Annotated in this window: 22 protein-coding genes and 1 pseudogene; 16 read left to right on the top strand and 7 right to left on the bottom strand. The window is 72.4% G+C overall.

Features of this window, described 5'->3' with window-relative positions; all coding sequences use genetic code 11:
• The first annotated feature begins 99 nt into the window (after nt 1-99).
• From ACFYNX_RS03290 to ACFYNX_RS03250, 9 genes and pseudogenes are all read left to right on the top strand, one after another.
• Nucleotides 100-732, top strand: a complete 633-nt coding sequence (locus ACFYNX_RS03290; RefSeq protein ID WP_388657108.1) for a GNAT family N-acetyltransferase — start codon at nt 100-102, stop codon at nt 730-732.
• A gap of 370 nt (nt 733-1,102) precedes the next feature.
• Nucleotides 1,103-1,426 carry a hypothetical protein gene (locus ACFYNX_RS03285; RefSeq protein ID WP_388657105.1) on the top strand — a complete coding sequence of 108 codons (324 nt, stop codon included), beginning with the start codon at nt 1,103-1,105 and terminating at the stop codon, nt 1,424-1,426.
• A gap of 128 nt (nt 1,427-1,554) precedes the next feature.
• Nucleotides 1,555-2,019: pseudogene (locus ACFYNX_RS03280) on the top strand (RNA polymerase sigma factor); the annotation flags it as partial.
• A 314-nt stretch (nt 2,020-2,333) separates the two neighbouring features.
• Entirely contained in the window at nt 2,334-2,849 is a 516-nt protein-coding gene (locus tag ACFYNX_RS03275) for a hypothetical protein (RefSeq protein ID WP_388657102.1), read from the top strand.
• Between the two features lie 262 nt (nt 2,850-3,111).
• Nucleotides 3,112-3,783, top strand: coding sequence for a spermidine synthase (locus ACFYNX_RS03270; RefSeq protein WP_365541323.1), 672 nt, complete (start codon nt 3,112-3,114; stop codon nt 3,781-3,783).
• 71 nt (nt 3,784-3,854) lie between these two features.
• Nucleotides 3,855-4,592 (top strand): response regulator transcription factor, encoded by a 738-nt coding sequence (locus tag ACFYNX_RS03265; protein WP_062752240.1) that lies wholly within the window; start codon nt 3,855-3,857, stop codon nt 4,590-4,592.
• Nucleotides 4,589-5,806 carry an ATP-binding protein gene (locus tag ACFYNX_RS03260; protein WP_388657098.1) on the top strand — a complete coding sequence of 406 codons (1,218 nt, stop codon included), beginning with the start codon at nt 4,589-4,591 and terminating at the stop codon, nt 5,804-5,806. The genes ACFYNX_RS03265 and ACFYNX_RS03260 overlap by 4 nt, the downstream gene beginning before the upstream one ends.
• Nucleotides 5,807-6,096: 290 nt before the next feature.
• Nucleotides 6,097-9,942: a multifunctional oxoglutarate decarboxylase/oxoglutarate dehydrogenase thiamine pyrophosphate-binding subunit/dihydrolipoyllysine-residue succinyltransferase subunit gene (locus tag ACFYNX_RS03255; RefSeq protein ID WP_388657096.1), complete on the top strand. Its 3,846-nt coding sequence runs from the start codon at nt 6,097-6,099 to the stop codon at nt 9,940-9,942.
• Nucleotides 9,943-10,063: 121 nt separating this feature from the next.
• The gene (locus ACFYNX_RS03250; protein WP_007266501.1) at nt 10,064-10,249 is read left to right on the top strand and encodes a DUF6104 family protein; all 186 of its coding nucleotides are present in this window, start codon (nt 10,064-10,066) and stop codon (nt 10,247-10,249) included.
• Between the two features lie 30 nt (nt 10,250-10,279).
• Here ACFYNX_RS03250 and ACFYNX_RS03245 read toward each other — a convergent pair whose 3' ends face one another.
• Nucleotides 10,280-11,095 (bottom strand): hypothetical protein, encoded by an 816-nt coding sequence (locus tag ACFYNX_RS03245; protein WP_388657093.1) that lies wholly within the window; start codon nt 11,093-11,095, stop codon nt 10,280-10,282.
• A gap of 148 nt (nt 11,096-11,243) precedes the next feature.
• On the opposite strand from ACFYNX_RS03245, the gene ACFYNX_RS03240 reads away from it, so the two are divergent.
• On the top strand, nt 11,244-12,119 hold the full coding sequence (locus ACFYNX_RS03240; RefSeq protein ID WP_388657091.1) for a DUF4097 domain-containing protein: 876 nt from the start codon (nt 11,244-11,246) through the stop codon (nt 12,117-12,119).
• A 1-nt stretch (nt 12,120) separates the two neighbouring features.
• Complete coding sequence (locus tag ACFYNX_RS03235) at nt 12,121-13,026, top strand: PadR family transcriptional regulator (RefSeq protein ID WP_388657090.1); 906 nt, start codon at nt 12,121-12,123, stop codon at nt 13,024-13,026.
• Nucleotides 13,027-13,110: 84 nt separating this feature from the next.
• On the opposite strand, the gene ACFYNX_RS03230 is transcribed toward ACFYNX_RS03235, so the two are convergent.
• The 3 genes from ACFYNX_RS03230 to ACFYNX_RS03220 form a co-directional block, all read right to left on the bottom strand.
• Nucleotides 13,111-14,544: a cellulase family glycosylhydrolase gene (locus tag ACFYNX_RS03230; RefSeq protein WP_388657088.1), complete on the bottom strand. Its 1,434-nt coding sequence runs from the start codon at nt 14,542-14,544 to the stop codon at nt 13,111-13,113.
• A gap of 94 nt (nt 14,545-14,638) precedes the next feature.
• Nucleotides 14,639-15,604, bottom strand: coding sequence for a zinc-binding dehydrogenase (locus tag ACFYNX_RS03225; RefSeq protein WP_388657086.1), 966 nt, complete (start codon nt 15,602-15,604; stop codon nt 14,639-14,641).
• Nucleotides 15,605-15,813: 209 nt separating this feature from the next.
• Entirely contained in the window at nt 15,814-17,022 is a 1,209-nt protein-coding gene (locus tag ACFYNX_RS03220) for an NADP-dependent malic enzyme (RefSeq protein WP_388657083.1), read from the bottom strand.
• A gap of 536 nt (nt 17,023-17,558) precedes the next feature.
• Here ACFYNX_RS03220 and ACFYNX_RS03215 point away from each other — a divergent pair.
• The 3 genes from ACFYNX_RS03215 to ACFYNX_RS03205 are packed head-to-tail and all read left to right on the top strand — an operon-like array spanning nt 17,559 to nt 20,271.
• The gene (locus tag ACFYNX_RS03215; RefSeq protein WP_388657081.1) at nt 17,559-18,527 is read left to right on the top strand and encodes an ABC transporter substrate-binding protein; all 969 of its coding nucleotides are present in this window, start codon (nt 17,559-17,561) and stop codon (nt 18,525-18,527) included.
• Between the two features lie 29 nt (nt 18,528-18,556).
• The gene (locus tag ACFYNX_RS03210; RefSeq protein WP_388657078.1) at nt 18,557-19,507 is read left to right on the top strand and encodes an amino acid ABC transporter permease; all 951 of its coding nucleotides are present in this window, start codon (nt 18,557-18,559) and stop codon (nt 19,505-19,507) included.
• Nucleotides 19,504-20,271, top strand: coding sequence for an amino acid ABC transporter ATP-binding protein (locus ACFYNX_RS03205; protein WP_125662824.1), 768 nt, complete (start codon nt 19,504-19,506; stop codon nt 20,269-20,271). The genes ACFYNX_RS03210 and ACFYNX_RS03205 overlap by 4 nt, the downstream gene beginning before the upstream one ends.
• A 62-nt stretch (nt 20,272-20,333) precedes the next feature.
• Here ACFYNX_RS03205 and ACFYNX_RS03200 read toward each other — a convergent pair whose 3' ends face one another.
• Entirely contained in the window at nt 20,334-21,083 is a 750-nt protein-coding gene (locus ACFYNX_RS03200; protein WP_388657075.1) for a class I SAM-dependent methyltransferase, read from the bottom strand.
• Nucleotides 21,084-21,177: 94 nt separating this feature from the next.
• Between ACFYNX_RS03200 and ACFYNX_RS03195 the strand changes: the two genes are divergently transcribed.
• Nucleotides 21,178-21,807 (top strand): CGNR zinc finger domain-containing protein, encoded by a 630-nt coding sequence (locus ACFYNX_RS03195; RefSeq protein WP_365541301.1) that lies wholly within the window; start codon nt 21,178-21,180, stop codon nt 21,805-21,807.
• Here the strand turns inward: ACFYNX_RS03195 and sodX are convergent.
• The gene (gene sodX / locus ACFYNX_RS03190; RefSeq protein ID WP_388657072.1) at nt 21,711-22,145 is read right to left on the bottom strand and encodes a nickel-type superoxide dismutase maturation protease; all 435 of its coding nucleotides are present in this window, start codon (nt 22,143-22,145) and stop codon (nt 21,711-21,713) included. The genes ACFYNX_RS03195 and sodX overlap by 97 nt on opposite strands.
• Nucleotides 22,146-22,295: 150 nt before the next feature.
• Here sodX and sodN point away from each other — a divergent pair, with 150 nt between their 5' ends.
• Nucleotides 22,296-22,691 (top strand): superoxide dismutase, Ni, encoded by a 396-nt coding sequence (gene sodN, locus ACFYNX_RS03185; protein ID WP_030207400.1) that lies wholly within the window; start codon nt 22,296-22,298, stop codon nt 22,689-22,691.
• A gap of 139 nt (nt 22,692-22,830) precedes the next feature.
• Here sodN and ACFYNX_RS03180 read toward each other — a convergent pair whose 3' ends face one another.
• Nucleotides 22,831-23,799 carry a LysR substrate-binding domain-containing protein gene (locus ACFYNX_RS03180; RefSeq protein WP_388657069.1) on the bottom strand — a complete coding sequence of 323 codons (969 nt, stop codon included), beginning with the start codon at nt 23,797-23,799 and terminating at the stop codon, nt 22,831-22,833.
• Nucleotides 23,800-23,808: the final 9 nt, after the last annotated feature.

Raw genomic sequence — 23,808 nt, 5'->3', positions numbered from 1 at the left:
TCAATGCTTGTGAGCCCGTAGATGTTCCCGGACGCCTGTTCGCTGTGAGCGATCACTCTCGTGCACCCCTCGAACGGCCTATGTAATACCCCTATGGAGATGCGAGCCATTACATCGGCGTGGGTGAGGGGCTGGACCGTCTCCCGGGGCACTCCGGCCGCCGTCGACCGGCCCTGGGGGCACCGGATCGACGTGGGCCTCCCCCGGCACGTCCTGCGGCACGTGTTGCCCGCGCCCGACGCGGCCACCGTCGGCGCGCTCTGCGAGCGGCTCACCCGGCCGTACACCTGGCTCAAGGTGATGGCGGACGCCGAGGAGGTGGCGCCGTGGATCACCGAGGGGTGGACGATCCCCGACGACCCCGGCTTCATGATGGTCAAGCGGCTGGACCCCGGCGCCCGCCCCGCGCCGCCCGAGGGGTACGCCCGGACCGTCGAGTTCCGGGACGGCGTCGTCCGGGTCCGGATCCACGCCCCGGACGGCACCCTCGCCGCCCGGGGACAGATCGCCCCGACCGGCGCCACCGCCGTCGCGGACCGGATCGAGATGGACGCGGCGCACCGGCGCCGGGGCCTCGGCGCGAACGTCGTGCTCACCCTGGAGGCCGAAGCCGCCCGGGCGGGCGCCGCGACCGGCGTCCTCTCCGCGACCACGGACGGCCGGGGGCTCTACGGGGCGCTGGGCTGGGAATACCGGGGGCCGCTGACCGGGATCGTACGGGGCGAGGACTGAGCGCCGAACGTGCCGGACGCTCCGGACGCGCCGGGCAAGAGTGGAATCCGGCCGTCCGGCTGCGCCGGGGCGCTCCGCCGGGCATGCTCCTCCCATGACGAGAGGCGCGTGGGGAAGGCGATGCGGGGCCGCACTGCTTGCGGCGGCCCTGGCCGGCGGTGCGGCCGGCTGCGGAGCGGACGCGGGGGCCGGGGCCCCTCCGGTGCCGGGCGCGCCGGGGACCACGGCCGGGCCGGGCTCCCCCGGCGCCACGACCGGAACGGTCACGCCGGACACTCCCGGTCCCACCACCACACCGGGCTCCCCAGGCTCTCCCACCACGCCCGACACTCCCCGGCAGGACCCCCGGCCGGGCGAGGTCCTCGTCCAAGTGGTCGTCACCGGTGGTTTCGCCGGGGTGCGGAACCGGCTCGTCGTCCACCGCGACGGGGAGTGGACGGTCCGCTCCGGCGACAAGCCGCCCCGGACCGGCCGGCAGACCGCCGCCGAGGCCGCCGAGCTGCGCGCGGCCCTGGAGGACCCCGCCTTCGCCCTCGTCCCGGCGCGGCCGACCGGACGGCCCGTCGCCGACGGCTTCCGGTACGAGGTGACCCATCGCCACCGCGTGGTCGTCGCGGGCGACGACGACCGCCCGCCCGCGCTCCAGCGCGTCTTCGACGCCCTCCCGGAGGGCGGCCCGCCGACGAGCCCCTGAGGCCGCCCCCGCCCGCGGCCCCCGCGAACCGTGAACCGGATCGGGGCCCGCCCGCGACAGAGAGGGCGTGAGACTGTCGCGCCCCGCGGGGGGGAGGCCCCTCCGGGGGCGACGAGGACGACGCGGCGCTGCTGCGCGCGGTGGCCCGGGGGGACACCGAGGCGCTCGCCGTGCTCTACGACCGGCACGCCGGCTGGCTGCACGCCCGGCCGGCCCGGCGCTGCCCGGACGAGGAGACCGTGCGGGAGGTCCTCCAGGACACCTTCGTCACGGTCTGGCGCTCGGCCGGCGGACACCGGGGCCGGGGCGAGGCGGGCGGCTGGCTCTGGGTGATCGCCGCCCGGCGCCTGGTGGACGCGCGGCGGGCCGGGGCCCGCGCCGCACGAGCCTCGGCCGCGCCGGAGCCCGCCGCTCCCGTCCCGTCCGCCGAGGACCGGGTACTCGCGGGTCTGGAGTACGGGGAGGCGGGCGCCGCCCTGGACCGGATCTCGCCCGAACTCGCCGAGGTCCTGCGCGCCACCGTCGTCGACGGCCTGACGACCCGTGAGGCCGCCCACCTGCTCGGCATCCCCGAGGGCACCGTCAAGACCCGCCCCGGTGACGTCGAGCTGCCCGACCCCTGGGAGGACACGACCCGCAGCCGGCTCACCCGCCCCGACCTGTACCGGAACTCGGCGGTGACCTGGCTGTTCTCGGCCACCTGCGGCCCCACCGCCGCGTCGGCGGGCGACATCCACCTCGCCGTCACCGAATGGCTGGCGCCGACCCCCGGCGACTACGGCCCCGACACCGCCTCCGCGCAGCCGTACATCGACCGGCTCCGCACCAAGTCCCCCGCCGAGCAGCGTGCTTACCTCATCCGCTACCTGGCGGCGGACGCCTGCGACCCGGACGGGGTGCCCGTTCCGTGAGGTCCCTCCCCCCTCTTCTCCTCCACTCCCGTTCCCACGCCCTGCCCGGCGCGCTCGTCGCCCTCGCCGGTACGGCGGCGGTCGCCGCCGGGACGTTTCGCTGGCTGGAAACGATCCCCGGCTCCGGTCCCTCGGACCGGCTCCCGGTCGTCGTCCTCGGCCCGCTGCTCGCGGCGGCCGCCGCCGGCACCTGCCTGCGCACGCCGAGCGACGAGCTGGACCGGACGGCGATCCGCGCGTGGTGGCCGCGCCGGCTCGCCCACCTCCTCGTCCCGGCCGCGCTCGCCGCGCTCCTGCTCGCCCTGGCCGTGCCCGGCCACCCGGCGGAGTTCGGCGCGCCGGCGGCCGTCCGGAACACGTTGGGCCTGGCGGGCCTCGCGGCGGACTGGTGGGCCTGGGTGACGCGGCCGGGCCCGCAGGGCGGGGCGTGGACGGCGGCGGCGGCCGCCTTCGCGGCGGGCGCGGCCCTGTACGCGTGGCGGGGCGCCCGGCGCGGGGCCGGCGGGCGTTGAGGCGGGAACCCGGCGGGCGCCGAAAGGCCGGAACAGGACGCCGGGCGGGTCCGTGGGCGGTGCGGCCCGGGCGCCCGGCGCGTGACCTCCCGGGGGTGGGTCGTGGCCGGGTCGGGGCCGGGTGGGGGGCGGCGGGAGGGCCTCCCGGGAGAGGGGGCGGGCCACGACCGCCCGTTCCCGTAACGCGTTTGTCGTCGTCACCGCCGTCCGGCGAGGATGGCGGGCACCACCCGACGAGACGACGAGAGCGGAGCGACCGACGATGTCAGGACCCGTGACCCTCGACCGGCGCGAAGGACCCCACGGAGAGGTCGTCCTGCGGCGCCGCGACGAGCACTACGAGATCATCGCCAACGGCACCTTCCTGATGGACACCTCCGACGGGCGCTCCGAGCGGCTCCTGGTCGACGCGGCCCTCGCCGCGCTCCCCGAGGCGCGCCGGGCCGGCGCCTCCGTCCTCGTCGGCGGGCTCGGCGTCGGCTTCTCCCTCGCCCACGCCGCCGCCGACCCCCGCTGGGGCCGGATCGTGGTCGCCGAGCGCGAGGAGGCGATCATCGACTGGCACCGGCGGGGCCCGCTCGCCGCGGTCTCCGGGGCCGCGCTCGCCGATCCCCGGACCGTGATCCTGCACACGGACCTCGTCGCGCACGTCCACACCTCCGCCGACACCTACGACGCCCTCTGCCTCGACATCGACAACGGCCCCGACTGGACCGTCACCGAGGACAACGAATCCCTTTACTCCGCCCAGGGGTTGGCGGCCTGCGCCGCCCGTCTGAACCCCGGCGGGATCCTCGCCGTGTGGTCCGCGCGCCCCTCCGCGGATTTCGAAGCAACCTTGCGGAATGCCGGATTCAGCGGGGTACGGACGGAAGAGGTGCCCGTTGCCCGGGGCGTCCCGGACGCGGTCCACCTCGCGGTCCGTCCCGGCTGACTCCTGGATAGCCTGGACACCGCCGGTACCTCTAGGCTGCTGCACCGACATCGGCGACGCGAGGCGGGGCAATGGAGCAGACACACACCACTCACCACGGTGCGGCGGCCACTCCGGGGGCCCAGCGGCGCGTCCTGGTGGTCGAGGACGACGCCACGATCGTCGAGGCGATCTCCGCCCGGCTGCGCGCCGAGGGCTTCCTCGTGCAGACCGCGACCGACGGGCCCGCCGCCGTCGACGCGGCCGAGGCCTGGCAGCCCGACCTGATGGTCCTGGACATCATGCTGCCCGGCTTCGACGGCCTGGAGGTGTGCCGCAGGGTCCAGGCCCAGCGTCCCGTCCCGGTCCTCATGCTGACCGCCCGCGACGACGAGACCGACATGCTGGTCGGCCTCGGCGTCGGCGCCGACGACTACATGACGAAGCCGTTCTCGATGCGCGAGCTGGCCGCCCGGGTGCACGTGCTGCTCCGCCGGGTCGAGCGGGCCGCGCTCGCGGCGGTCACCCCGCGCAGCGGCATCCTGCGCCTGGGCGAACTGGAGATCGACCACGCCCAGCGGCGGGTCCGGGTCCGCACCGAGGACGTGCACCTGACCCCGACCGAGTTCGACCTGCTCGTCTGTCTGGCGAGCACCCCCCGCGCGGTCCTCTCCCGCGAGCAGCTCCTCGCCGAGGTGTGGGACTGGGCGGACGCCTCGGGCACCCGGACCGTGGACAGCCACATCAAGGCGCTGCGCCGGAAGATCGGGGCCGAGCGGATCCGCACGGTCCACGGCGTCGGCTACGCGCTGGAGACCCCGGCGCCATGAGCCCCCGCGGGCCCGGAGGGCCGGAGCAGCCGAGGGGACCGGGAGGGCCGGGAGGACAGGACGGACGGGGCGGGCCGGACGGGCCTGGTGAGGTCCGTGGGCCCGGTGGGGCCGGTGGATTCCGTGGGCCCAGTGGGTTCCGTGGCGGGCGGCGCCGCCGGATCGCGATCTCCATCAAGACCAAACTCGGCGCGCTCGTCGTCGGGGCGGTCCTGCTGACCTCCTGCCTCGCCCTGGTGGCGATCCGCACGTCCACCGAGTTCCGGTACATCACGATCTTCGCGATGATCGCGACCCTGCTCATCACCCAGTTCGTGGCGCAGTCCCTGACGGCCCCGCTGGACGAGATGACCACCGTGGCCGGCACGATCTCGCGCGGCGACTTCAGCCGCCGGGTGCGGGGCGCGGACCGGCGGGACGAGCTGGGCGACCTCGCCTCGACGATCAACCGCATGGCGGACGACCTGGAGGCCGTGGACCGGCACCGCAAGGAGCTGGTGGCCAACGTCTCGCACGAGCTGCGGACCCCGATCGCCGCGCTGCGCGCCGTCCTGGAGAACGTCGTGGACGGGGTGTCCGAGGCCGATCCCGAGACGATGCGGTCGGCCCTGAAGCAGACCGAGCGGCTCGGGCGGCTCGTGGAGACGCTCCTGGACCTGTCACGCCTTGACAACGGTGTCGTGGCCCTGCGGGGCAGCCGCTTCGAGGTCTGGCCGTACCTCTCGGGGGTCCTGCGGGAGGCGAACCTCGCCGCGTCCCAGCGCGGCCTGTCGTCCACCTCGGGCCTGCACAACCGTACGGACGTGCACCTGCACCTGGACGTGTCGCCGCCCGAGCTGGTCGCCCACGCGGACACGGAGCGGCTGCACCAGGTGATGGCGAACCTGATCGACAACGCGGTGAAGCACTCCCCGCCGCACGGCCGGGTCACCGTGCGGGCCCGGCGCGGGCCGTACGCGGACTCCCTGGAGCTGGAGGTCGAGGACGAGGGCCCCGGCATCCCGGAGTCGGAGCGGCACAAGGTCTTCCAGCGGTTCAACCGGGGCTCGGCCTCGCGCCGGCAGGGTCCGGGCAGCGACGGCGGGACGGGTCTCGGGCTCGCGATCGCCCGCTGGGCGGTCGATCTGCACGGCGGCGAGATCGGTGTGGCCGAATCATCACGCGGGTGCCGCATCAGAGTCACTCTTCCGGGCAGTCGTCCACCGACGGATTGACGTAGGGTTCGAACCGGAAGAACACGTTCTGCGTGTACGTGGGCAGGACCTGCGCGCACGTGAGCGGGGTGCGATCAGGGGTGCGGCCGAAGAGGGCCGTGCCGATGCTTTTCCGTACCCTCACACCAGCGGAACCACGCTTGTTTCCCGCCATTCACGGCTCCGAAACACCCCGTCAAGTGTGACTTGCGCGACGTTGGAGTGCCCGGCCTGCACCTCCCGGCCGGACAGGCGTAGCCTTTATTTCCGCTGTCCATCACCTTGTGAAGCGGAAGAGGGCGGTTGCCGCCGTGTCGTCTCAGTCCCCCAGTACCCCGAGCTCCCCGACCGACCAAGACGGGCAGGGCCAGAACCCTGCGACCGCCTTCGGTGCCAATGAGTGGCTCGTCGACGAGATCTACCAGCAGTACCTCCAGGACCCGAATTCGGTCGATCGTGCCTGGTGGGACTTCTTCGCCGACTACAAGCCCGGAGCGTCGGAGACCCCGGCCGCCCAGGCGCCCACCCAGAGCCCGCAGGGCACGCCGAGCGCTCCCGCCGCGCCGCAGACGGGCCCCGCACAGGCCGCGCCTGCCGCTCCGGCCGCCGTGCCCGCCCCTGCTCCGGCTCCCGCCGCCCAGAAGCCGGCTCCGGCCGCCGCCGCCCCGGCCGCGGTGAAGGCGACCCCCGCGGCCGCCCCGGCCGCCAAGCCGGCCGCCGCCCAGGCCGCGCCGGCCGCCGCGAAGCCCGCCGCCGCGAAGGCCGCCCCGGCCTCCGAGGCCCCGGCCGGTCCCGAGCTGATCACGCTGCGCGGCCCCGCCGCCGCGGTCGCGAAGAACATGAACGCCTCCCTGGAGGTGCCGACGGCCACGTCCGTCCGCGCCGTCCCGGTGAAGCTGCTCTTCGACAACCGGATCGTGATCAACAACCACCTGAAGCGCGCCCGGGGCGGGAAGATCTCCTTCACCCACCTCATCGGCTACGCGATGGTGCAGGCCATCAAGGCCATGCCGTCCATGAACAACTCCTTCGCGGAGAAGGACGGCAAGCCGACCCTGGTCAAGCCGGAGCACGTGAACTTCGGCCTCGCGATCGACCTGGTGAAGCCCAACGGCGACCGCCAGCTCGTCGTCGCGGGCATCAAGAAGGCCGAGACGCTCAACTTCTTCGAGTTCTGGCAGGCGTACGAGGACATCGTCAAGCGCGCCCGCGTGGGCAAGCTGACGATGGAGGACTTCTCCGGCGTCACCGTCTCCCTGACCAACCCCGGCGGCCTCGGCACGGTCCACTCCGTGCCGCGTCTGATGCCCGGTCAGTCGGTCATCATGGGCGTCGGTTCGATGGACTACCCGGCCGAGTTCCAGGGCACCTCCCAGGACACCCTGAACAAGCTGGGCATCTCGAAGGTCATGACCCTGACCTCGACCTACGACCACCGGGTCATCCAGGGCGCCGCCTCCGGCGAGTTCCTGCGGATCGTCGCGAACCTGCTCCTCGGCGAGGAGGGCTTCTACGACGAGATCTTCAAGGCCCTGCGCATCCCCTACGAGCCGGTCCGCTGGCTCCGCGACATCGACGCCTCGCACGACGACGACGTCACCAAGGCCGCGCGCGTCTTCGAGCTGATCCACTCCTACCGGGTCCGCGGCCACGTCATGGCCGACACCGACCCGCTGGAGTACAAGCAGCGCAAGCACCCCGACCTGGACATCACCGAGCACGGCCTCACCCTGTGGGACCTGGAGCGCGAGTTCGCGGTCGGCGGCTTCGCCGGCAAGTCGATGATGAAGCTCCGCGACATCCTCGGCGTGCTCCGCGACTCGTACTGCCGCACCACCGGCGTCGAGTTCATGCACATCCAGGACCCGAAGCAGCGCAAGTGGATCCAGGACCGCGTCGAGCGCCCGCACTCCCGCGTGGAGCGCGAGGAGCAGTTGCGGATCCTGCGCCGCCTGAACGCCGCCGAGGCCTTCGAGACCTTCCTGCAGACGAAGTACGTCGGCCAGAAGCGCTTCTCCCTGGAGGGCGGCGAGTCCGTCATCCCGCTGCTCGACGCGGTCATCGACTCGGCCGCCGAGTCGCGCCTCGACGAGGTCGTCATCGGCATGGCCCACCGCGGCCGCCTGAACGTCCTGGCGAACATCGTCGGCAAGTCGTACGCGCAGATCTTCCGCGAGTTCGAGGGCAACCTCGACCCGAAGTCGATGCACGGCTCCGGCGACGTCAAGTACCACCTGGGCGCCGAGGGCACCTTCACCGGCCTGGACGGCGAGCAGATCAAGGTCTCGCTCACCGCCAACCCCTCGCACCTGGAGGCGGTCGACCCGGTCCTGGAGGGCGTCGTCCGCGCCAAGCAGGACGTCATCAACAAGGGCGGCACGGACTTCACCGTCCTGCCCGTCGCCCTGCACGGCGACGCGGCCTTCGCCGGCCAGGGCGTCGTCGCCGAGACGCTGAACATGTCGCAGCTCCGGGGCTACCGCACCGGCGGCACGGTCCACATCGTCATCAACAACCAGGTCGGCTTCACCGCCGCCCCGGAGTCCTCGCGCTCCTCGATGTACGCGACCGACGTGGCCCGCATGATCGAGGCGCCGATCTTCCACGTGAACGGCGACGACCCGGAGGCCGTGGTCCGCGTCGCGCGGCTCGCCTTCGAGTTCCGCCAGACGTTCAACAAGGACGTCGTGATCGACCTCATCTGCTACCGCCGCCGCGGTCACAACGAGGGCGACAACCCCTCGTTCACCAACCCGCAGATGTACAACCTGATCGACAAGAAGCGTTCGGTGCGCAAGCTCTACACCGAGTCGCTCATCGGTCGCGGGGACATCACCCTGGAGGAGGCGGAGCAGTCGCTCCAGGACTTCCAGGGCCAGTTGGAGAAGGTGTTCGCGGAGGTCCGTGAGGCCACCACCGCCGCGCCGTCCTCGGTGCACGTCCCGGACGCCCAGGCCGAGTTCCCGGTCGCCGTCACCACCGCGGTCTCCCAGGAGGTCGTGAAGCGGATCGCCGAGTCCCAGGTGAACGTCCCGGAGCGGATCACGGTCCACCCGCGTCTGCTGCCGCAGATGCAGCGCCGCGCCGCGTCCATCGACGACGGCACCATCGACTGGGGCTTCGGCGAGACCCTCGCCATCGGCTCCCTGCTGATGGAGGGCACCCCGGTCCGGCTCTCCGGCCAGGACTCCCGCCGCGGCACCTTCGGCCAGCGCCACGCGGTCCTGGTGGACCAGGAGACCGGCGAGGACTACACCCCGCTGCTCTACCTGACCGAGGACCAGGCCCACTACAACGTCTACGACTCGCTGCTCAGCGAGTACGCGGCGATGGGCTTCGAGTACGGCTACTCGCTGGCCCGCCCGGACTCCCTGGTCGTCTGGGAGGCCCAGTTCGGCGACTTCGTCAACGGCGCGCAGACCGTCGTCGACGAGTTCATCTCCTCGGCCGAGCAGAAGTGGGGCCAGACCTCCGGCGTCACGCTGCTCCTGCCGCACGGCTACGAGGGCCAGGGCCCGGACCACTCGTCCGCGCGCCCGGAGCGCTTCCTCCAGATGTGCGCCCAGGACAACATGACGGTCGCCATGCCGACGCTGCCGTCGAACTACTTCCACCTCCTGCGCTGGCAGGTGCACAACCCGCACCACAAGCCGCTCATCGTCTTCACCCCGAAGTCGATGCTGCGCCTGAAGGCCGCGGCGTCCAAGGTGGAGGAGTTCACCACCGGCGGCTTCCGCCCGGTGATCGGCGACGAGACGGTCAGCCCGGCCGACGTCCGCAAGGTCGTCTTCTGCGCGGGCAAGGTCTACTACGACCTGGAGGCCGAGCGTCAGAAGCGCGGCGTCACGGACACGGCGATCATCCGTGTGGAGCGCCTGTACCCGCTGCCGGGTGCCGAGCTCCAGGCCGAGATCGCCAAGTACCCGAACGCCGAGAAGTACCTGTGGGCCCAGGAGGAGCCGGCGAACCAGGGTGCCTGGCCGTTCATCGCGCTCAACCTGATCGACCACCTCGACCTGGCGGTCGGCGCGGACATCCCGGCGGGCGAGCGCCTGCGCCGGATCTCGCGTCCGCACTCCTCCTCCCCGGCGGTCGGCTCGGCCAAGCGCCACCAGGCGGAGCAGCAGCAGCTCGTCGACGAGGTCTTCGACGCCTGATCCCGTACCGCTCGCGCGTGACGGGCGGAGGCCCGGCGCCCCACCAGGGGTGCCGGGCCTCCGGCGTTCCCGGACCCGGGCGGGCGGCGGGGGCGCGCGGGACACGGCCTATCCTGATCGCATGTACTTCACCGACCGTGGCATCGAGGAACTGGAGAAGCGGCGCGGCGAGGAGGAGGTCACCTTCGAGTGGCTCGCCGAGCAGCTACGGACGTTCGTCGACCTCAACCCCGACTTCGAGGTGCCGGTCGAGCGCCTCGCGACCTGGCTGGCCCGTCTGGACGACGAGGACGAGGACGACGAGTAGGACGCCGCCGCGTCCCCGGACGCCGTGCGGTCACCGCTCCCTGAGCCGGTCGTACGCGAGTCCCAGGGCGCCGTGCGCGACGAGCAGCGCCCCGGCCGCCGCCCAGCCGCCGCTGCGCCGGCCGGCGCCCCAGAGCAGCAGCGGCACCCCCGCCGCGAGCTGCGCCCCGCCCAGGACACGCGCCCGCGTGCCGCGCAGGTACGGGCCGAGGGGCCCCTCCTCCACCACGTCGAGCTCGGCGCGGACGGCGTCCTTCCAGCCGGTCCGTTCGAGCTGTTCGGCGCCCTGCGCGAGGGCGACGGAGCGGAGCCGGTCGGCGTGGTCGCCGGGGGCGAGGCCGGTGGGCAGGGCGAGGCCGGCGCGGGCGAGGACCGCGACGATCCCGACGAGCCGGCTGTGGGCGTCGGCCTCCGGGTCGGGCCCGGTGAGCGGTTCGAGGGCCTGCACGTCGAGGACGGGGTCGAGGGCGAGCCGGGCGGCGAAGGTGCGCATGGCCTCGTCCTCGCCGACGGGGGTGCCGTCCGCGAGCCATGTGTAGCCGACCGTGCGGCGGAAGCCGGCGGCGAGGGTGAGCCCGGCCCGGTCGCGGTCCCACCACAGCGCGACGACGGGCCAGGTGGCGGCCGAGACGGCGAGGGCGGTGGCCCAGCCGGTGACGACCTGTTCGACGGGTTCCCCGCCGTGGAGCCAGGGCTTCCCCTCCGGTACGAGCACGCTCCAGCCGGTGCCGGCGGGGGCGAGGAGCAGGCGTTCCCCGAGCAGTTGGGCCGGCGGCCGGACCGCCGGGGGTTCGGCGCGGCAGAGCAGCAGCGCGCCGACGGGGTGCGGTCCGGATGTCGCATTCATGCCCCTACGCTAGGCCAATTTGTCCGCACAAGGAGGTAATTGCCCTCCTCCCTAGGGGGAGAGTCAGGGTTGACTTCATCAGGCCGCGATATATCGTGTTGTTCGAAAGACGCGATATGTTGCGTTGCCGATGCGGGAGGTCAGCACCATGACTGAGTGGTCCGTCGCCGAGCCGACGAAACTGGCACCGGCCGACCCCGTGACGCGCCTGCGGATCCGCGTCGTCAACGGCACGGTGAACGTGGTGGGGACGGACGAGAGTTCCGCCCGTGTGGAGATCTCCGAGATCGACGGCCCGCCGCTGATCGTGTCGCAGGACGGCTCCACCCTGACCGTGGGGTACGAGGACCTCCAGTGGAAGCACGTCCTCAAGCTGTTCGACCGCAAGGAGTACCGGCGCCGGGCCGTCGTCTCCGTCGCCGTCCCCGCGGGGGCCGACGTCGAGGTGGGCGTGGTCGGCGCCGAGGCCGTCGTCTCCGGCATCCGGGGGCGTACGGAGGTGCGCGGCGTCAGCGGCGACACCACCCTCCTGGGGCTCTCCGGCCCGGTCCGCGCCGAGAGCGTCTCGGGGAGCCTGGAGGCCCAGTCGGTCACGGGCGCCCTGCGGGTCAACTCGATGACCGGGGACGTGACGGTGATCGAGGGCGCCGGCGTCTCCGTGCGGGCCGAGACGGTCAGCGGCGACATGGTCGTCGACCTCGCCCCGGCCGGGCCCGACGGCCCGCCCGCCGACATCCGGCTCACCAGCGTCTCCGGCGAGGTCGCCATCCGGCTCCCGCACCCGGCCGACGCCCGGGTCGAGGCGAGCACCACGAGCGGCTCCGTGTCGAACGCCTTCGAGGACCTGCGGGTCGGGGGCCAGTGGGGCGCCAGGACCGTCACCGGCACCCTCGGTCCGGGCCGCGGCACCCTCAGGGCCACCACCGTCTCCGGCTCCATCGCCCTGCTCCGCCGCCCCGAGGCGGACGAGGACACCGGCGCCGGCCCCTCCTCCACCCCCTCCGCGACCGGAAAGGTGCTCTGACATGCCGCCCGTCTTCGCCCACGGCCGCCTGCGCCTCTATCTGCTCAAACTGCTCGACGAGGCCCCCCGCCACGGCTACGAGGTGATCAGACTCCTGGAGGAGCGCTTCCAGGGCTTCTACGCGCCCTCGGCCGGCACGGTCTACCCCCGCCTGGCCAAGCTGGAGGCCGAGGGGCTCGTCACCCACGCCAGCGAGGGGGGCCGGAAGGTCTACTCGATCACCGACGCGGGCCGCGCCGAACTGGCCGGGCGCGGCGCCGAGCTGGACGACCTGGAGCGGGAGATCCGCGAGTCGGTGTCGGAGCTGGCGGCGGAGATCCGCGACGACGTGCGCGGAGCGGCCGGCCGGGTCCGCAGCGAGATGCGCGCGGCGGCGGGCCGGGCCGGGACGGCGGAGGCCTCCTCGTTCACCGACGCCAAGGAGGAGCTGCGCCGGGTCGGGCAGGAGTGGAAGCAGCAGGCCCGCGAGGCCCGCGCGGAGGCCCGGTCGGCGCGCCGCCAGGCGAAGGAGTTCCAGCGGATCGCCCAGCAGGTCCAGGAGGAGGTCCAGGACCACTTCGCGCGGGGCGACTGGCCCAAGGGGGTCTGGGAGGGGATCTCCGGCATCACGGCCCAGCTCGGGGACCTGGTGACGGGCACGACCCACCCGAAGGCCGGTGCCGCCGGACAGGAGCCGCCGTTCGCGGCGGCCCCGGCCGGCGAGGCCCCGGAGTGGGCGCGGGACGTGGAGGGTTCGGGCGATCCGGCCCGCGACCTCGACCGGCTCCTCGACCGCTTCCGCGACGAGGTCCGGGACGCCGCCCGCGACCACGGGGTGACCCGGGACCAGGTGACCGAGACCCGGAGCCACCTGGCCGCGGCGGCCCACCGCATCACGGACCTGCTGCACCCCGACAGGAAGGGGTGAGCGGCCGGGAGCGAAGGGCCGCGGGCGGGCGACCGGGCACGGTGGGCGGCCTGCGCGGTACGGACCGTCGGCGCGGCCCCGGCGTCAGCGGCGGGTGACCGTGACCGTCACCCGGGCGTCCGGGGCCGCGAGGACCCGGGCCCTGCCCCGGCCCTCGCGGAGGACGAGGGCCGCGCCCCGGGCCGTCACCCGCCAGTCGCCCGGCGGCAGGGAGAGTTCGGTGACCCGGGAGCCCCGGCGCCCGGCGGCGTCGTACGAGAGGCGGTAGACCCCGGTCCCGGGGTCGTACGCAGCGGAGCGGACCCGGCCCGCGACCGCCTCCGCGTACGGCTCGGCGGTCAGCTCCTTGTTGGTGCGGAAGGCGCCGGCGCCGTCGACCGCGCAGTAGCCGCCGCCGTAGCACCACACGTAACCGGCCCAGCCGGAGCCGTAGCGGCCGAGGGAGGACATCGCGTCACGGTAGAAGCGGTTCATGTTCGGCAGGGAGTTGTTGAGCGGCCCCCACTCCCCCACCACCACGGGCACCTCGTACTGCTCGGGGTAGCGGGTGACGGCCCGCTCGTAGGTCTCGATCCAGCCGGCGGCGGGGTCGTAGTCGGCGCCCGCCTCCATGCCGGTGTTGTAGAAGTGCGGGGCGTAGACGACCTTCGGGTCGTGGATCCGCCCGAGCCCGGTGGGCACGCCCTCGCCCACGACGGGGGTGGGCTCGACGAAGATCCAGGCGTCCCGGTCGACCGCGCGGACGGCGTCGGCGAGCCGGTTGTAGAGCGGGGTGAGCTGGTCCCGTTCGATGCGCCGGGCCGCCGTCACCAGGTCCTCGCCCTCCCGGACCTCCCCCATCGGCTCGTTGATCAGGTCGTAGCCGAGGACGGCCGGGTGGTCGTCGAAGCGGCCGGCGAGCACCCGCCACATGCGGGCCTGGGCGCGCCTCAGGTCCTCGTCCTCGTACAGGTGGGTGAAGGCCCGCTGGACGGCGGGCTCGAAGTACTCGGAGAACCAGTCGTCCGGGCGCGGGGTGAAGGGCAGCCCGTCGGTCCTGGTCGCCCACGCGGGGATGCCCCGGTGGCCGAACGCGGGCCCGAAGACGTCCTGGTGGGCGTCGAGGAGGACCTTGACGTCGTACTTCTCCGCCCAGTCCAGGATCCGTTCGATCTTCCGCAGATAGGCCTGGCTGTACTGGCCGGGCCGGGGCTCCAGGTCGTCCCAGAAGACCAGGAGGCGGGCGAAGCCGAAGCCCTTGGCCCGCATGTCGCGGAAGTGCTTCTCGGTGACGGCGGAGAGGGCGGCGTCGCCCCGGTTCGCCTTGTCCTCGACGTTCCAGCCGCGCAGGGTGAGGGCGCGGCCGTGCTCGTCGGTGAGGGCGGGGATGCGGCTGCCGCCCGTGGCGCCGGCACGGGGCTCGGCCCCGGGCTCGGCACGGTGCTCGGCGTGGGCGGCCGTCGGGGTGAGCAGCGCGGCGACGACGGCGCTCGCGAGGAGAACGGTTCGCCAGGTGGTGCGCGAGGTGGTTCGCAGCAAGGGGGACCTCCGGCACGACGGTGTGTTCGGGGTGCGCGTGCCGGAGATCCCATCAGTACTACTGACGAGTCAACAAGAGGGCGTCGGGAGAACTTCAGGAGGTCGTCAGGACGACCTTGCCGAAGAGGTCGCCGGCGGCCATCTTCTCGAAGCCCTCGCGCGCCCGGTCGAGCGGCAGGACGTCGTCGATGACCGGGCGGACGCCGGTGGCCGCGCAGAAGGACAGCAGGTCCTCCAGCTCGTCCTTGGAGCCCATCGTGGAGCCGACGACCTTCAGCTCCAGGAAGAAGATCCGGGTCAGCTCGGCGTGCGAGGGACGGTCGCCGCTGGTGGCGCCCGAGATGACGAGCGTGCCGCCCGGTCGCAGCGACTTGACCGAGTGGGACCAGGTCGCGGCGCCGACGGTCTCGATGACCGCGTCCACGCGCCCCGGGAGCCGCGCACCCGGCTCGTACGCCTCGACGGCGCCCAGCTCGACGGCCCGCTTGCGCTTCTCCTCGTCGCGGCTGGTGGCGAAGACCCGCAGGCCGGCCGCCTTGCCGAGGGCGATCGCGGCGGTGGCCACGCCGCCGCCGGCGCCCTGCACGAGGACCGAGTCCCCGGGGCGTACCCCGGCGTTGGTGAAGAGCATGCGGTACGCGGTCAGCCAGGCGGTGGGCAGGCAGGCGGCCTCCTCGAAGGAGAGCTCCTTCGGCTTGGGCAGCACGTTCCAGCGGGGGACGGTGACCCGCTCGGCGAAGGTGCCCTGGTAGCGCTCGGTGAGGATGGAGCGGGGCTCGTCCGGGCCGACCCCGTGACCCGTCTGGCCGATCACGGAGTGCAGGACGACCTCGTTGCCGTCCTCGTCGATCCCGGCGGCGTCGCAGCCGAGGATCATCGGCAGATTCTCCTCGGGCAGGCCCACTCCGCGCAGCGACCACAGGTCGTGGTGGTTGAGGGAGGCGGCCTTGACGGTCACGGTGGTCCATCCGGCCCGCGCCTCGGGTTCGGGGCGTTCGCCCAACTCGAGGCCGTTCAGCGGCTGGTCACGGTCGATTCGGGCGGCGTAGGCAGCGAACATGGCCCCGACCCTAGGGCGCGCGGGCGGGCGGGGGAACCACACCCCGGTGTGACCCGTGTCGCCCGGCGGCCCCTGGACACCGGGACCGCCCCGGTACGAGCGCCCGGCCGTCGCTCCCGTACGGGCTCCGTCCGTACACCCGTACGCCGAAGGGCCCCGTCCCGGCGTGCGGAACGGGGCCCTTCGGACGTACCCACCGGGCGGGCGCGTCAGCGGCGGGCGACGCCCTCGGCGCGGGCGGCGGCGGCGACCGCGGCCGTGACGGCCGGGGCGACCCGCTCGTCGAACGGCGACGGGATCACGTAGTCGGCGGCGAGCTGGTCGCCGACCACGTCCGCGAGCGCGTTCGCCGCGGCGATCTTCATGCCCTCGGTGATCCGGGAGGCCCGGACCTGGAGCGCGCCGGCGAAGATGCCGGGGAACGCGAGGACGTTGTTGATCTGGTTCGGGTAGTCCGAACGGCCGGTCGCCACGACGGCCGCGTACTTGTGCGCGACGTCGGGGTGGACCTCGGGGTTCGGGTTGGCCATCGCGAACACGAAGGCGTTCGGGGCCATGGCGGCGACGGCCTCCTCGGGGACCGTGCCGCCGGAGACGCCGATGAAGACGTCGGCGCCGGCGAGGGCGTCCTCCAGGGAGCCGCTCAGACCGGCCTTGTTGGTGATCTCGGCCAGCTCGCGCTTGACGTCCGTGAGGTCCTGGCGGTCGCGGCTGACGATGCCCTTGCGGTCGGCGACGGCGACGTCGCCGAGGCCGGCCTCCAGGAGGAACTTCGCGATCGCGACCCCGGCCGCACCGGCGCCGGAGATGACCGCGCGCAGGTTGCCGAGGTTCCGGTCGGTCAGCTTCGCCGCGTTGCGCAGGGCCGCGAGCGTGACGATCGCGGTGCCGTGCTGGTCGTCGTGGAAGACCGGGATGTCGAGGCGCTCCTGGAGCTTGCGCTCGATCTCGAAGCACCGCGGGGCCGAGATGTCCTCCAGGTTCACGCCGCCGAAGGAGGGGGCGAGCCGGACGACGGTCTCGACGATCTCGTCGGTGTCGGTGGTGGCGAGGGCGATCGGGACCGCGTCCACGCCGCCGAACTGCTTGAAGAGGATGGCCTTCCCCTCCATGACCGGGAGGGAGGCCTCCGGGCCGATGTCGCCGAGGCCGAGCACCGCCGTGCCGTCGGTCACGACCGCGACGACCTGGGACTTCCAGGTGTAGTCGTTGACCAGTTCGGGCTGCTCGGCGATCGCGGTGCACACCTTGGCGACGCCGGGCGTGTACGCGAGGGACAGGTCGTCCTTGTTCCGGACGGGGACGGTGGCCTGCACGGCCATCTTGCCGCCCCGGTGGAGGGCGAAGACAGGATCGAAGGGCTCCTCGGGAGCTTCCGTACCGCTGTCGTTACGAGGGTTGACGATCTCCGCTGCCATTGGGTTGACCCCTTGAGTCTGTTTCATTTGAGGGTGGCCGCTCCCGGTTGAGGAGGGGTGGGAGGCACCGCGGCCGCCTTGTCTGGCAGCCGCTCGGGCGCGCCGCACAACGCGCCCTGAGCCCCGGATGAGGGGTGTAAGGATCCTTCTTACCGGACGGACGGCACCGCAGACGAGTCCATACCCGTTCGGTGACACGACTCATACCGAGAGCATCCGGGCACGTACGGGTGATGACACGTCACACGATGTCCGCATAGATGCCCAGGGCACCCGATTGGCGGCCTTCTCGTCGTCCGAATGGCGAGATCAACCGGAGATTCTTCGGTGCGGGGAAAGGGATTCCGCAGAAGGTCCGGCCTTGATGGAGCGGTCTGTCGCGATTCGCGGGTCACCCGTTACCCGATTTTGACATCCGTGGCCGTCTGTTTGAGGCAGTCCGAATGGCAAGATGCCGTAATCACACGAGGCCGCGACACTCGAAGATGCGTACGTGGCCACCTGGCATCTCCCTGATACGCCGGAGGAACCCGACCATGACCGCACGCTCCACGCGCTGTACGACCGCCGCCAAGACCCGCACCTCCCGTCTTGCCGCGGTCGCCGCCATCGCGGTCGCCGGCTCCATGCTGATGACCGCCTGTGGCGACCAGACCGAGGGCGGCTCGGCGGAGGGCACCTCGTCCTCGCAGAAGCCCGCCTCCACCGCGCCGCTCTTCTCGAAGCTCCCGGCCGACATCCAGAAGTCCGGCGTCATCAAGGTCGGCACGGACGCCTCGTACGCCCCCATGGAGTTCACCGAGGGCGGCAAGATCGTCGGCGTCGACCCCGACATCGCGCAGGCGCTCAGCAAGCAGCTCGGCGTCAGGCTGGAGTTCGTCTCGGGCACCTTCGACGGCCTGATCACCTCGATCTACAGCGGTCGCCAGAACCTGATCATGTCCTCGATGACGGACAACAAGAAGCGCCAGGAGGGCCTGGACGACAACGGGAAGAAGATCGGCAAGGGCATCGACTTCGTCGACTACTTCAGCTCCGGCGTCTCCCTCCTGGTCAAGAAGGGCAACCCGCAGGGCATCAACTCCCTCGACGACCTCTGCGGCAAGACCGTGGCCGTCCAGCGCGGCACGATCTACGAGGACACCTTCAAGGCGCAGGCCACCAAGTGCGGCGACAAGAAGCTGACCATCCAGGCCTTCGACACCGACGCCGAGGCCCAGACCCGCGTCAAGGCCGGCGGCGCGGTCGCCGACCTGAACGACTACCCGGTGGCCGCGTACATCGCGAAGACCTCGGGCGGCGGCAACGACTTCGAGGTCGTCGGCAGCCAGAGCGACGTCGGCCTCTTCGGCATCGGCGTCTCCAAGGACAAGCCCCAGCTCCGCGACGCCGTCAAGGAAGCGCTCGACGCCATCATCAAGGACGGCTCCTACGCCGAGGTCCTGAAGAAGTGGGACGTCGAGGACAGCGCGGTCACGTCGGCCACCGTCAACGCCGGCAAGTGACCTCGTCGCACCACTGAAGGGCAGTCGTCATGACTGACAAGATCCACAAGGACCCGGCCGCCGCTCCGGCCGGGTCCGGCCCGTCGGGCACCACCCCGTACGAGGCGATCAAGGCCGTCCCCGTGCGGCACTACGGCCGCTGGGTCAGCGCCGTGGTGGTCGTGGTCCTCCTCGGCTGGCTGGCCTACGCCTTCTCCCAGGGCAACATCATCTGGGACACGGTGTGGGACAAGGTGTTCGATCCGTCGATCATCAGCGGCCTGTGGAACACCATCCTCATCAGCGTCGCCTCGATGGCGCTCGGCCTCGTCCTCGGCATCCTCTTCGCCGTGATGCGGCTCTCCAAGAACCCGGTCACCGGCGCGGTGGCCTGGCTCTACATCTGGTTCTTCCGCGGCACGCCGGTCTACGTGCAGTTGCTCGTCTGGTTCAACCTGTCGCTGATCTTCCAGTACATCGACCTCGGGCCGATCTACAAGAACGAGACCGTGGACGTCATGACGCCGTTCATGGTGGCCCTGCTCGGCCTCGGCCTGAACGAGGGCGCCTACATGGCGGAGATCGTCCGGGCGGGCATCCAGTCGGTCGACGAGGGCCAGACCGAGGCGGCGCACGCGCTCGGCATGTCCCAGACGAAGACCATGGGGCGGATCGTCCTTCCGCAGGCCATGCGGGTGATCGTGCCGCCGACGGGCAACGAGTTCATCAACATGCTGAAGACCTCGTCGCTGGTCTCGGCCGTGCAGTACACCGAGCTCCTGCGGGCCTCGTCGAACATCGGCAACACGGCCGGCGCCGTGATGGAGATGCTGTTCGTCGCCTCCATCTGGTACCTGGCGCTGACCAGCGTCTTCAGCGTCGGCCAGTACTACCTGGAGCGTCGCTTCTCCCGCGGTTCGACCCGCAACCTGCCGCCCACCCCCTGGCAGCGGATCAAGGCGAACCTGAGCACCTTCAAACGATCGGCGGTGTCCGGATGACCGGCGAGCCCATGGTCAAGGCGGAGGGCGTCCACAAGTCCTACGGCGCCGCCCACATCCTCCGGGGCATCGACCTGGAGGTCCGCAACGGCGAGGTCTTCTGCCTGGTCGGTCCGTCCGGCTCCGGCAAGTCGACCTTCCTGCGCTGCATCAACCACCTGGAGCGCATCGACGCCGGCCGGCTCTCGGTCGACGGGCACCTGGTGGGCTACCGCCAGAAGGGCGACAAGCTCTACGAGCTGAAGGACAGCGAGGTCGCGCTCCAGCGCCGCGACATCGGCATGGTCTTCCAGCGCTTCAACCTCTTCCCGCACATGACGGCCCTGGCCAACGTCATGGAGGCGCCCGTCCAGGTGAAGGGCGAGACGAAGGCGGTGGCGCGCGAGCGCGCCGAGCGCCTGCTCGACCGGGTCGGCCTGCGGGACAAGATGGGGAACTACCCCTCGCAGCTCTCCGGCGGCCAGCAGCAGCGCGTGGCGATCGCCCGCGCGCTGGCGATGGAGCCGAAGCTGATGCTCTTCGACGAGCCGACCTCGGCGCTCGACCCGGAGCTGGTCGGCGACGTCCTCGACGTCATGCGGGACCTGGCCGAGTCGGGCATGACGATGGTCGTCGTCACGCACGAGATGGGCTTCGCCCGCGAGGTCGGCGACTCGCTGGTCTTCATGGACGGCGGCGTGGTGGTCGAGTCGGGCAACCCGCGCGACGTCCTGGGCAACCCGCAGCACGACCGGACGAAGGCGTTCCTGTCCAAGGTGCTGTAGGGCGCACGGGAAGGGGCGGTACGGGATCTCCCGTACCGCCCCTTCGTCCGTCTCCGCCCCGGCTACTTCACGGCGAGGAGCAGGGTGTCGGAGGGCGAGGCCCAGACGGTCCGGGCCTCGCCGAAGCCGGCGGCGCGCAGGGTGTCGGCGTGCCAGCGCGGCGAGGGCATGTCGCCGTCGGCGTGCTCACCGTAGATCTCGAAGCGGCGGGCGGTGGGTCCGGCGAGGACGGGGTCCTTGCCGGCGAGGGCCCACCAGTCGGCCCAGTCGAGGACCCCGGCGGCCTTCTCGCGGTCCATGCGCGCGTGCCGCTGCGCCCGCTCGGCGGCGTTGATGCGGGGCGTGGCCCCGTCGATCATGTGGTCGGCGTTCATGAGGACGCCGCCGTCCCGGACGAGCCCGGCGAGCTGCCCGTAGAGGACGGCGAGGGGCTCGCTGTGGAGCCAGTGCAGGGCGGTGGCGGTGAGGACGGCGTCGTACGCGTCGTACGGCAGGTCCGCGGCCCACGCGGGGTCCTTGAGGTCGGCGGTCACGAAGGTGACGCGCTCGTCCCCAGCGAAGTACCCCTCGGCGATGGCGAGGAGGGCGGGGTCGAGGTCGACGCCGGTACTGGTCGCCTCCGGGAACCTCTTGAGGAGCCGATCCGTGATACTTCCCGTACCGCACGCGAGGTCGAGGACGCGGGGCTTCGGCCCCACGAGCGCCTCGACCATGTCGAGCATCACGCGGAACCGCTCTTCGCGGTCCGGCATGTACCACTCCTGCTGACGGTCCCAGCTCTGCTGCCAGCCCGCCCAGTCGGTTCCGGTCATCGCCGCGCCCTCCCCACTTCGTAATACCCTCGAAGGGGAAACAGTCGTTACCCCCTTCGACCGAGACACTAGCCCGCCGAAGTAAGGACTACAAGTGGAACTGGCCCATTACTCGGATTTCGCCGTGCGTCTGGTCAACACCGAGGAGCCGACCCGCGGCAAGGACGCCCTCACCTCGGTCGAGGTGGTGCGGGACCTCTTCGGCTCGGCCTCCCAGATGGCCCGGCGGGTCACCGAGGCGGACGTGCCCCGCTTCCGCGCGATCCGGGCCCGGCTGCGGGCGGTCTTCACGGCGGCCGACGAGGGCGACCACACGGGGGCCGTGGACCTGCTGAACTCCCTGCTCCTGGAGTTCCCGGTCAGCCCCCAGATCTCGGGCCACGACATCCTCGACGAGGAGGGCCGGCCGCGCTGGCACATGCACCTCGCCGACCACTCCTCGAACGCGACGACGGGGTACGCGGCCATCTGCGCGATGGGCCTCGCCTTCCACCTCACCGAGTTCGGCGCGGACCGGCTGGGCCTGTGCCAGGCGCCGCCCTGCCGCAACGCCTACCTCGACACCTCGACCAACCGCTCCCGCCGCTACTGCTCGGACCGCTGCGCGACCCGCGCCAACGTGGCGGCCTACCGGGCCCGCAAGCGCCTGGAGGCCGGGCGCACGGACCGCACGGGCCTGACGCACGAGACGAGCCAGGAGAGCACCACCCCGGCCGAACGCTGACGCCCCGGCGTCACCGGCCGGTACCGCGCCCGGACCCGCCCGAGCACGAGTTCGGGCGGTACGGCCCCGAAGACCCGGCTGTCCCCCTCGGCGTCCGGATTGTCGCCGAGCACCCACCAGCCGCCGTCGCGTCGCTCGATCAGACGCTTCACGACGAGCAGGTCCTGCTGGAGCGGATGGCGCAGCACGGCCACGCTCCCCGGCCGCGGCCGCCCGCCGTAGTGCACGAGCAGCCGGTCCCCGTGCAGCAGCGTGGGCACCATCGACACGCCCGTCACCTCGGCGATCCCGAACGGAGCCCCGGCCTCCCCCGCCAGCTCCCGCCCCGACCCGCTCATCCGGGACCTCCCGATCCACTCGTCCACTCGTACACGAGTCCCATGGTGACCCTGGACTTTTGACCTAAGCCCCAGGGGGCGCCCGAGAAAACGCCCTTCTCACCGAGTAATGTCCCACCTGAGAAGACGATCACGAGGAAGGACGGCTCAATGCTCTCCCGCCTGTTTGCCCCCAAGGTGAAGGTCAGCGCCCACTGCGACCTCCCGTGCGGCGTGTACGACCCGGCCCAGGCCCGCATCGAGGCCGAGTCCGTCAAGGCTGTCCAGGAGAAGTACCAGGCCAACGAGGACCCGCACTTCCGGGCCCGCGCCACGGTCATCAAGGAGCAGCGCGCGGAGCTCGCCAAGCACCACGTCTCGGTGCTCTGGAGCGACTACTTCAAGGCCCCGCACTTCGAGAAGTACCCCGAGCTCAACCAGCTCGTCAACGACACCCTGAAGGCCCTCTCGGCCGCCAAGGCGTCGACGGACCCGAAGACGGGCGAGAAGGCGCTGGAACTCATCGCCGAGATCGACCGCATCTTCTGGGAGACGAAGAAGGCCTGACCTTCCGTCCCCGCTCCGAAGGGGCACGACCGCTCGCCGGTCGTGCCCCTTCGGGCGTTCCGGGAGACGGGTGGGGGATCGGCAGGAGAGTGCGCGTCCGCGCGCGGCGGGCGTGCCAGGGGCTCCGGGTCCCGTTCGCTCACGCCGGTGTCAGGCACGGGCCCACCGAGACCTCCGCCGCCGCCCCCTGGCCCCGTAACCACTCGCGGTACGGGGCGGCGCGCAGGGCCGCCTCGCGGTAGGCGGCGGCGAGTTCCGCGTACAGGACGTCCAGGGGCGCGCCCGGGCGGGCGTACAGCAGGAGGCGGACCGCCAGGGGGTCGCCGCGCAGGGGGCGGACGGCCATGTCCTCGCGCGGGCCCGAGGTCGGCTGGCAGGGGGCGACGGCCTCGCCGAGGGCGATGAGCGAGGCGGCCGTGTGGTAGTCGCCGTGCAGCAGCGGCGGGTCGATGCCGGCGGCGTGCAGCACCCGGCGCAGGCCGTCCCACTCGCCGTCGACGGTCGGATCGACCATCCAGTGGTCGTCGGCGAGGTCGGCGAGGTCCACGACGGGCCGGGCGGCGGCCGGGTGGTCGCGGGCCATGGAGACGAACTGCGGTTCGCGGGCGACCAGGACGCGTCCCGTGAGGCCCTCGGGGACCCGTAGCGGACAGCCCTCCACCTCGTGCACGAAGGCCACGTCGAGCTGGCCGGCGGCGACCATGCGGAGCAGCGCGTGGGCGGAGACGTCCACCCGCAGGCCGACCTCGGTGCCGGGCAGCCGCTGGCGGAGCCGGCGCAGCCAGCCCGGGAGCGCCCGGCTCGCGGTCGAGCCGACCCGGAGCCCGGGACCGCCGGCGCGGGCGACCGCGGCCCGGGTCTCGGTGACGAGCGCGGCCATGTCCGCGACCAGGGGGCGGGCCCGGCTGAGCAGCGAGCGGCCGAGCGGGGTGGGGCGGCAGCCGGTGCGGCCGCGCGAGAAGAGCTCGGCGCCCAGGGAGTTCTCGATCCGGCGCAACTGGGTGGTCAACGAGGGCTGGCTCATGCCCAGTTGACGCGCCGCCTTGTGCAGGCTGCCCGCGTCCGCGATGGCGCAGAGCGCGCGCAGATGTCTCACCTCCAGCTCCATGCCCCGAGG

Origin of the sequence: Streptomyces sp. NPDC007872 (assembly GCF_042868165.1) — a bacterium.
Lineage (GTDB): Bacteria > Actinomycetota > Actinomycetes > Streptomycetales > Streptomycetaceae > Streptomyces.
Note: the sequence above shows the minus strand (reverse complement) of the source record. Positions and strands in the feature narration are given on the sequence as shown.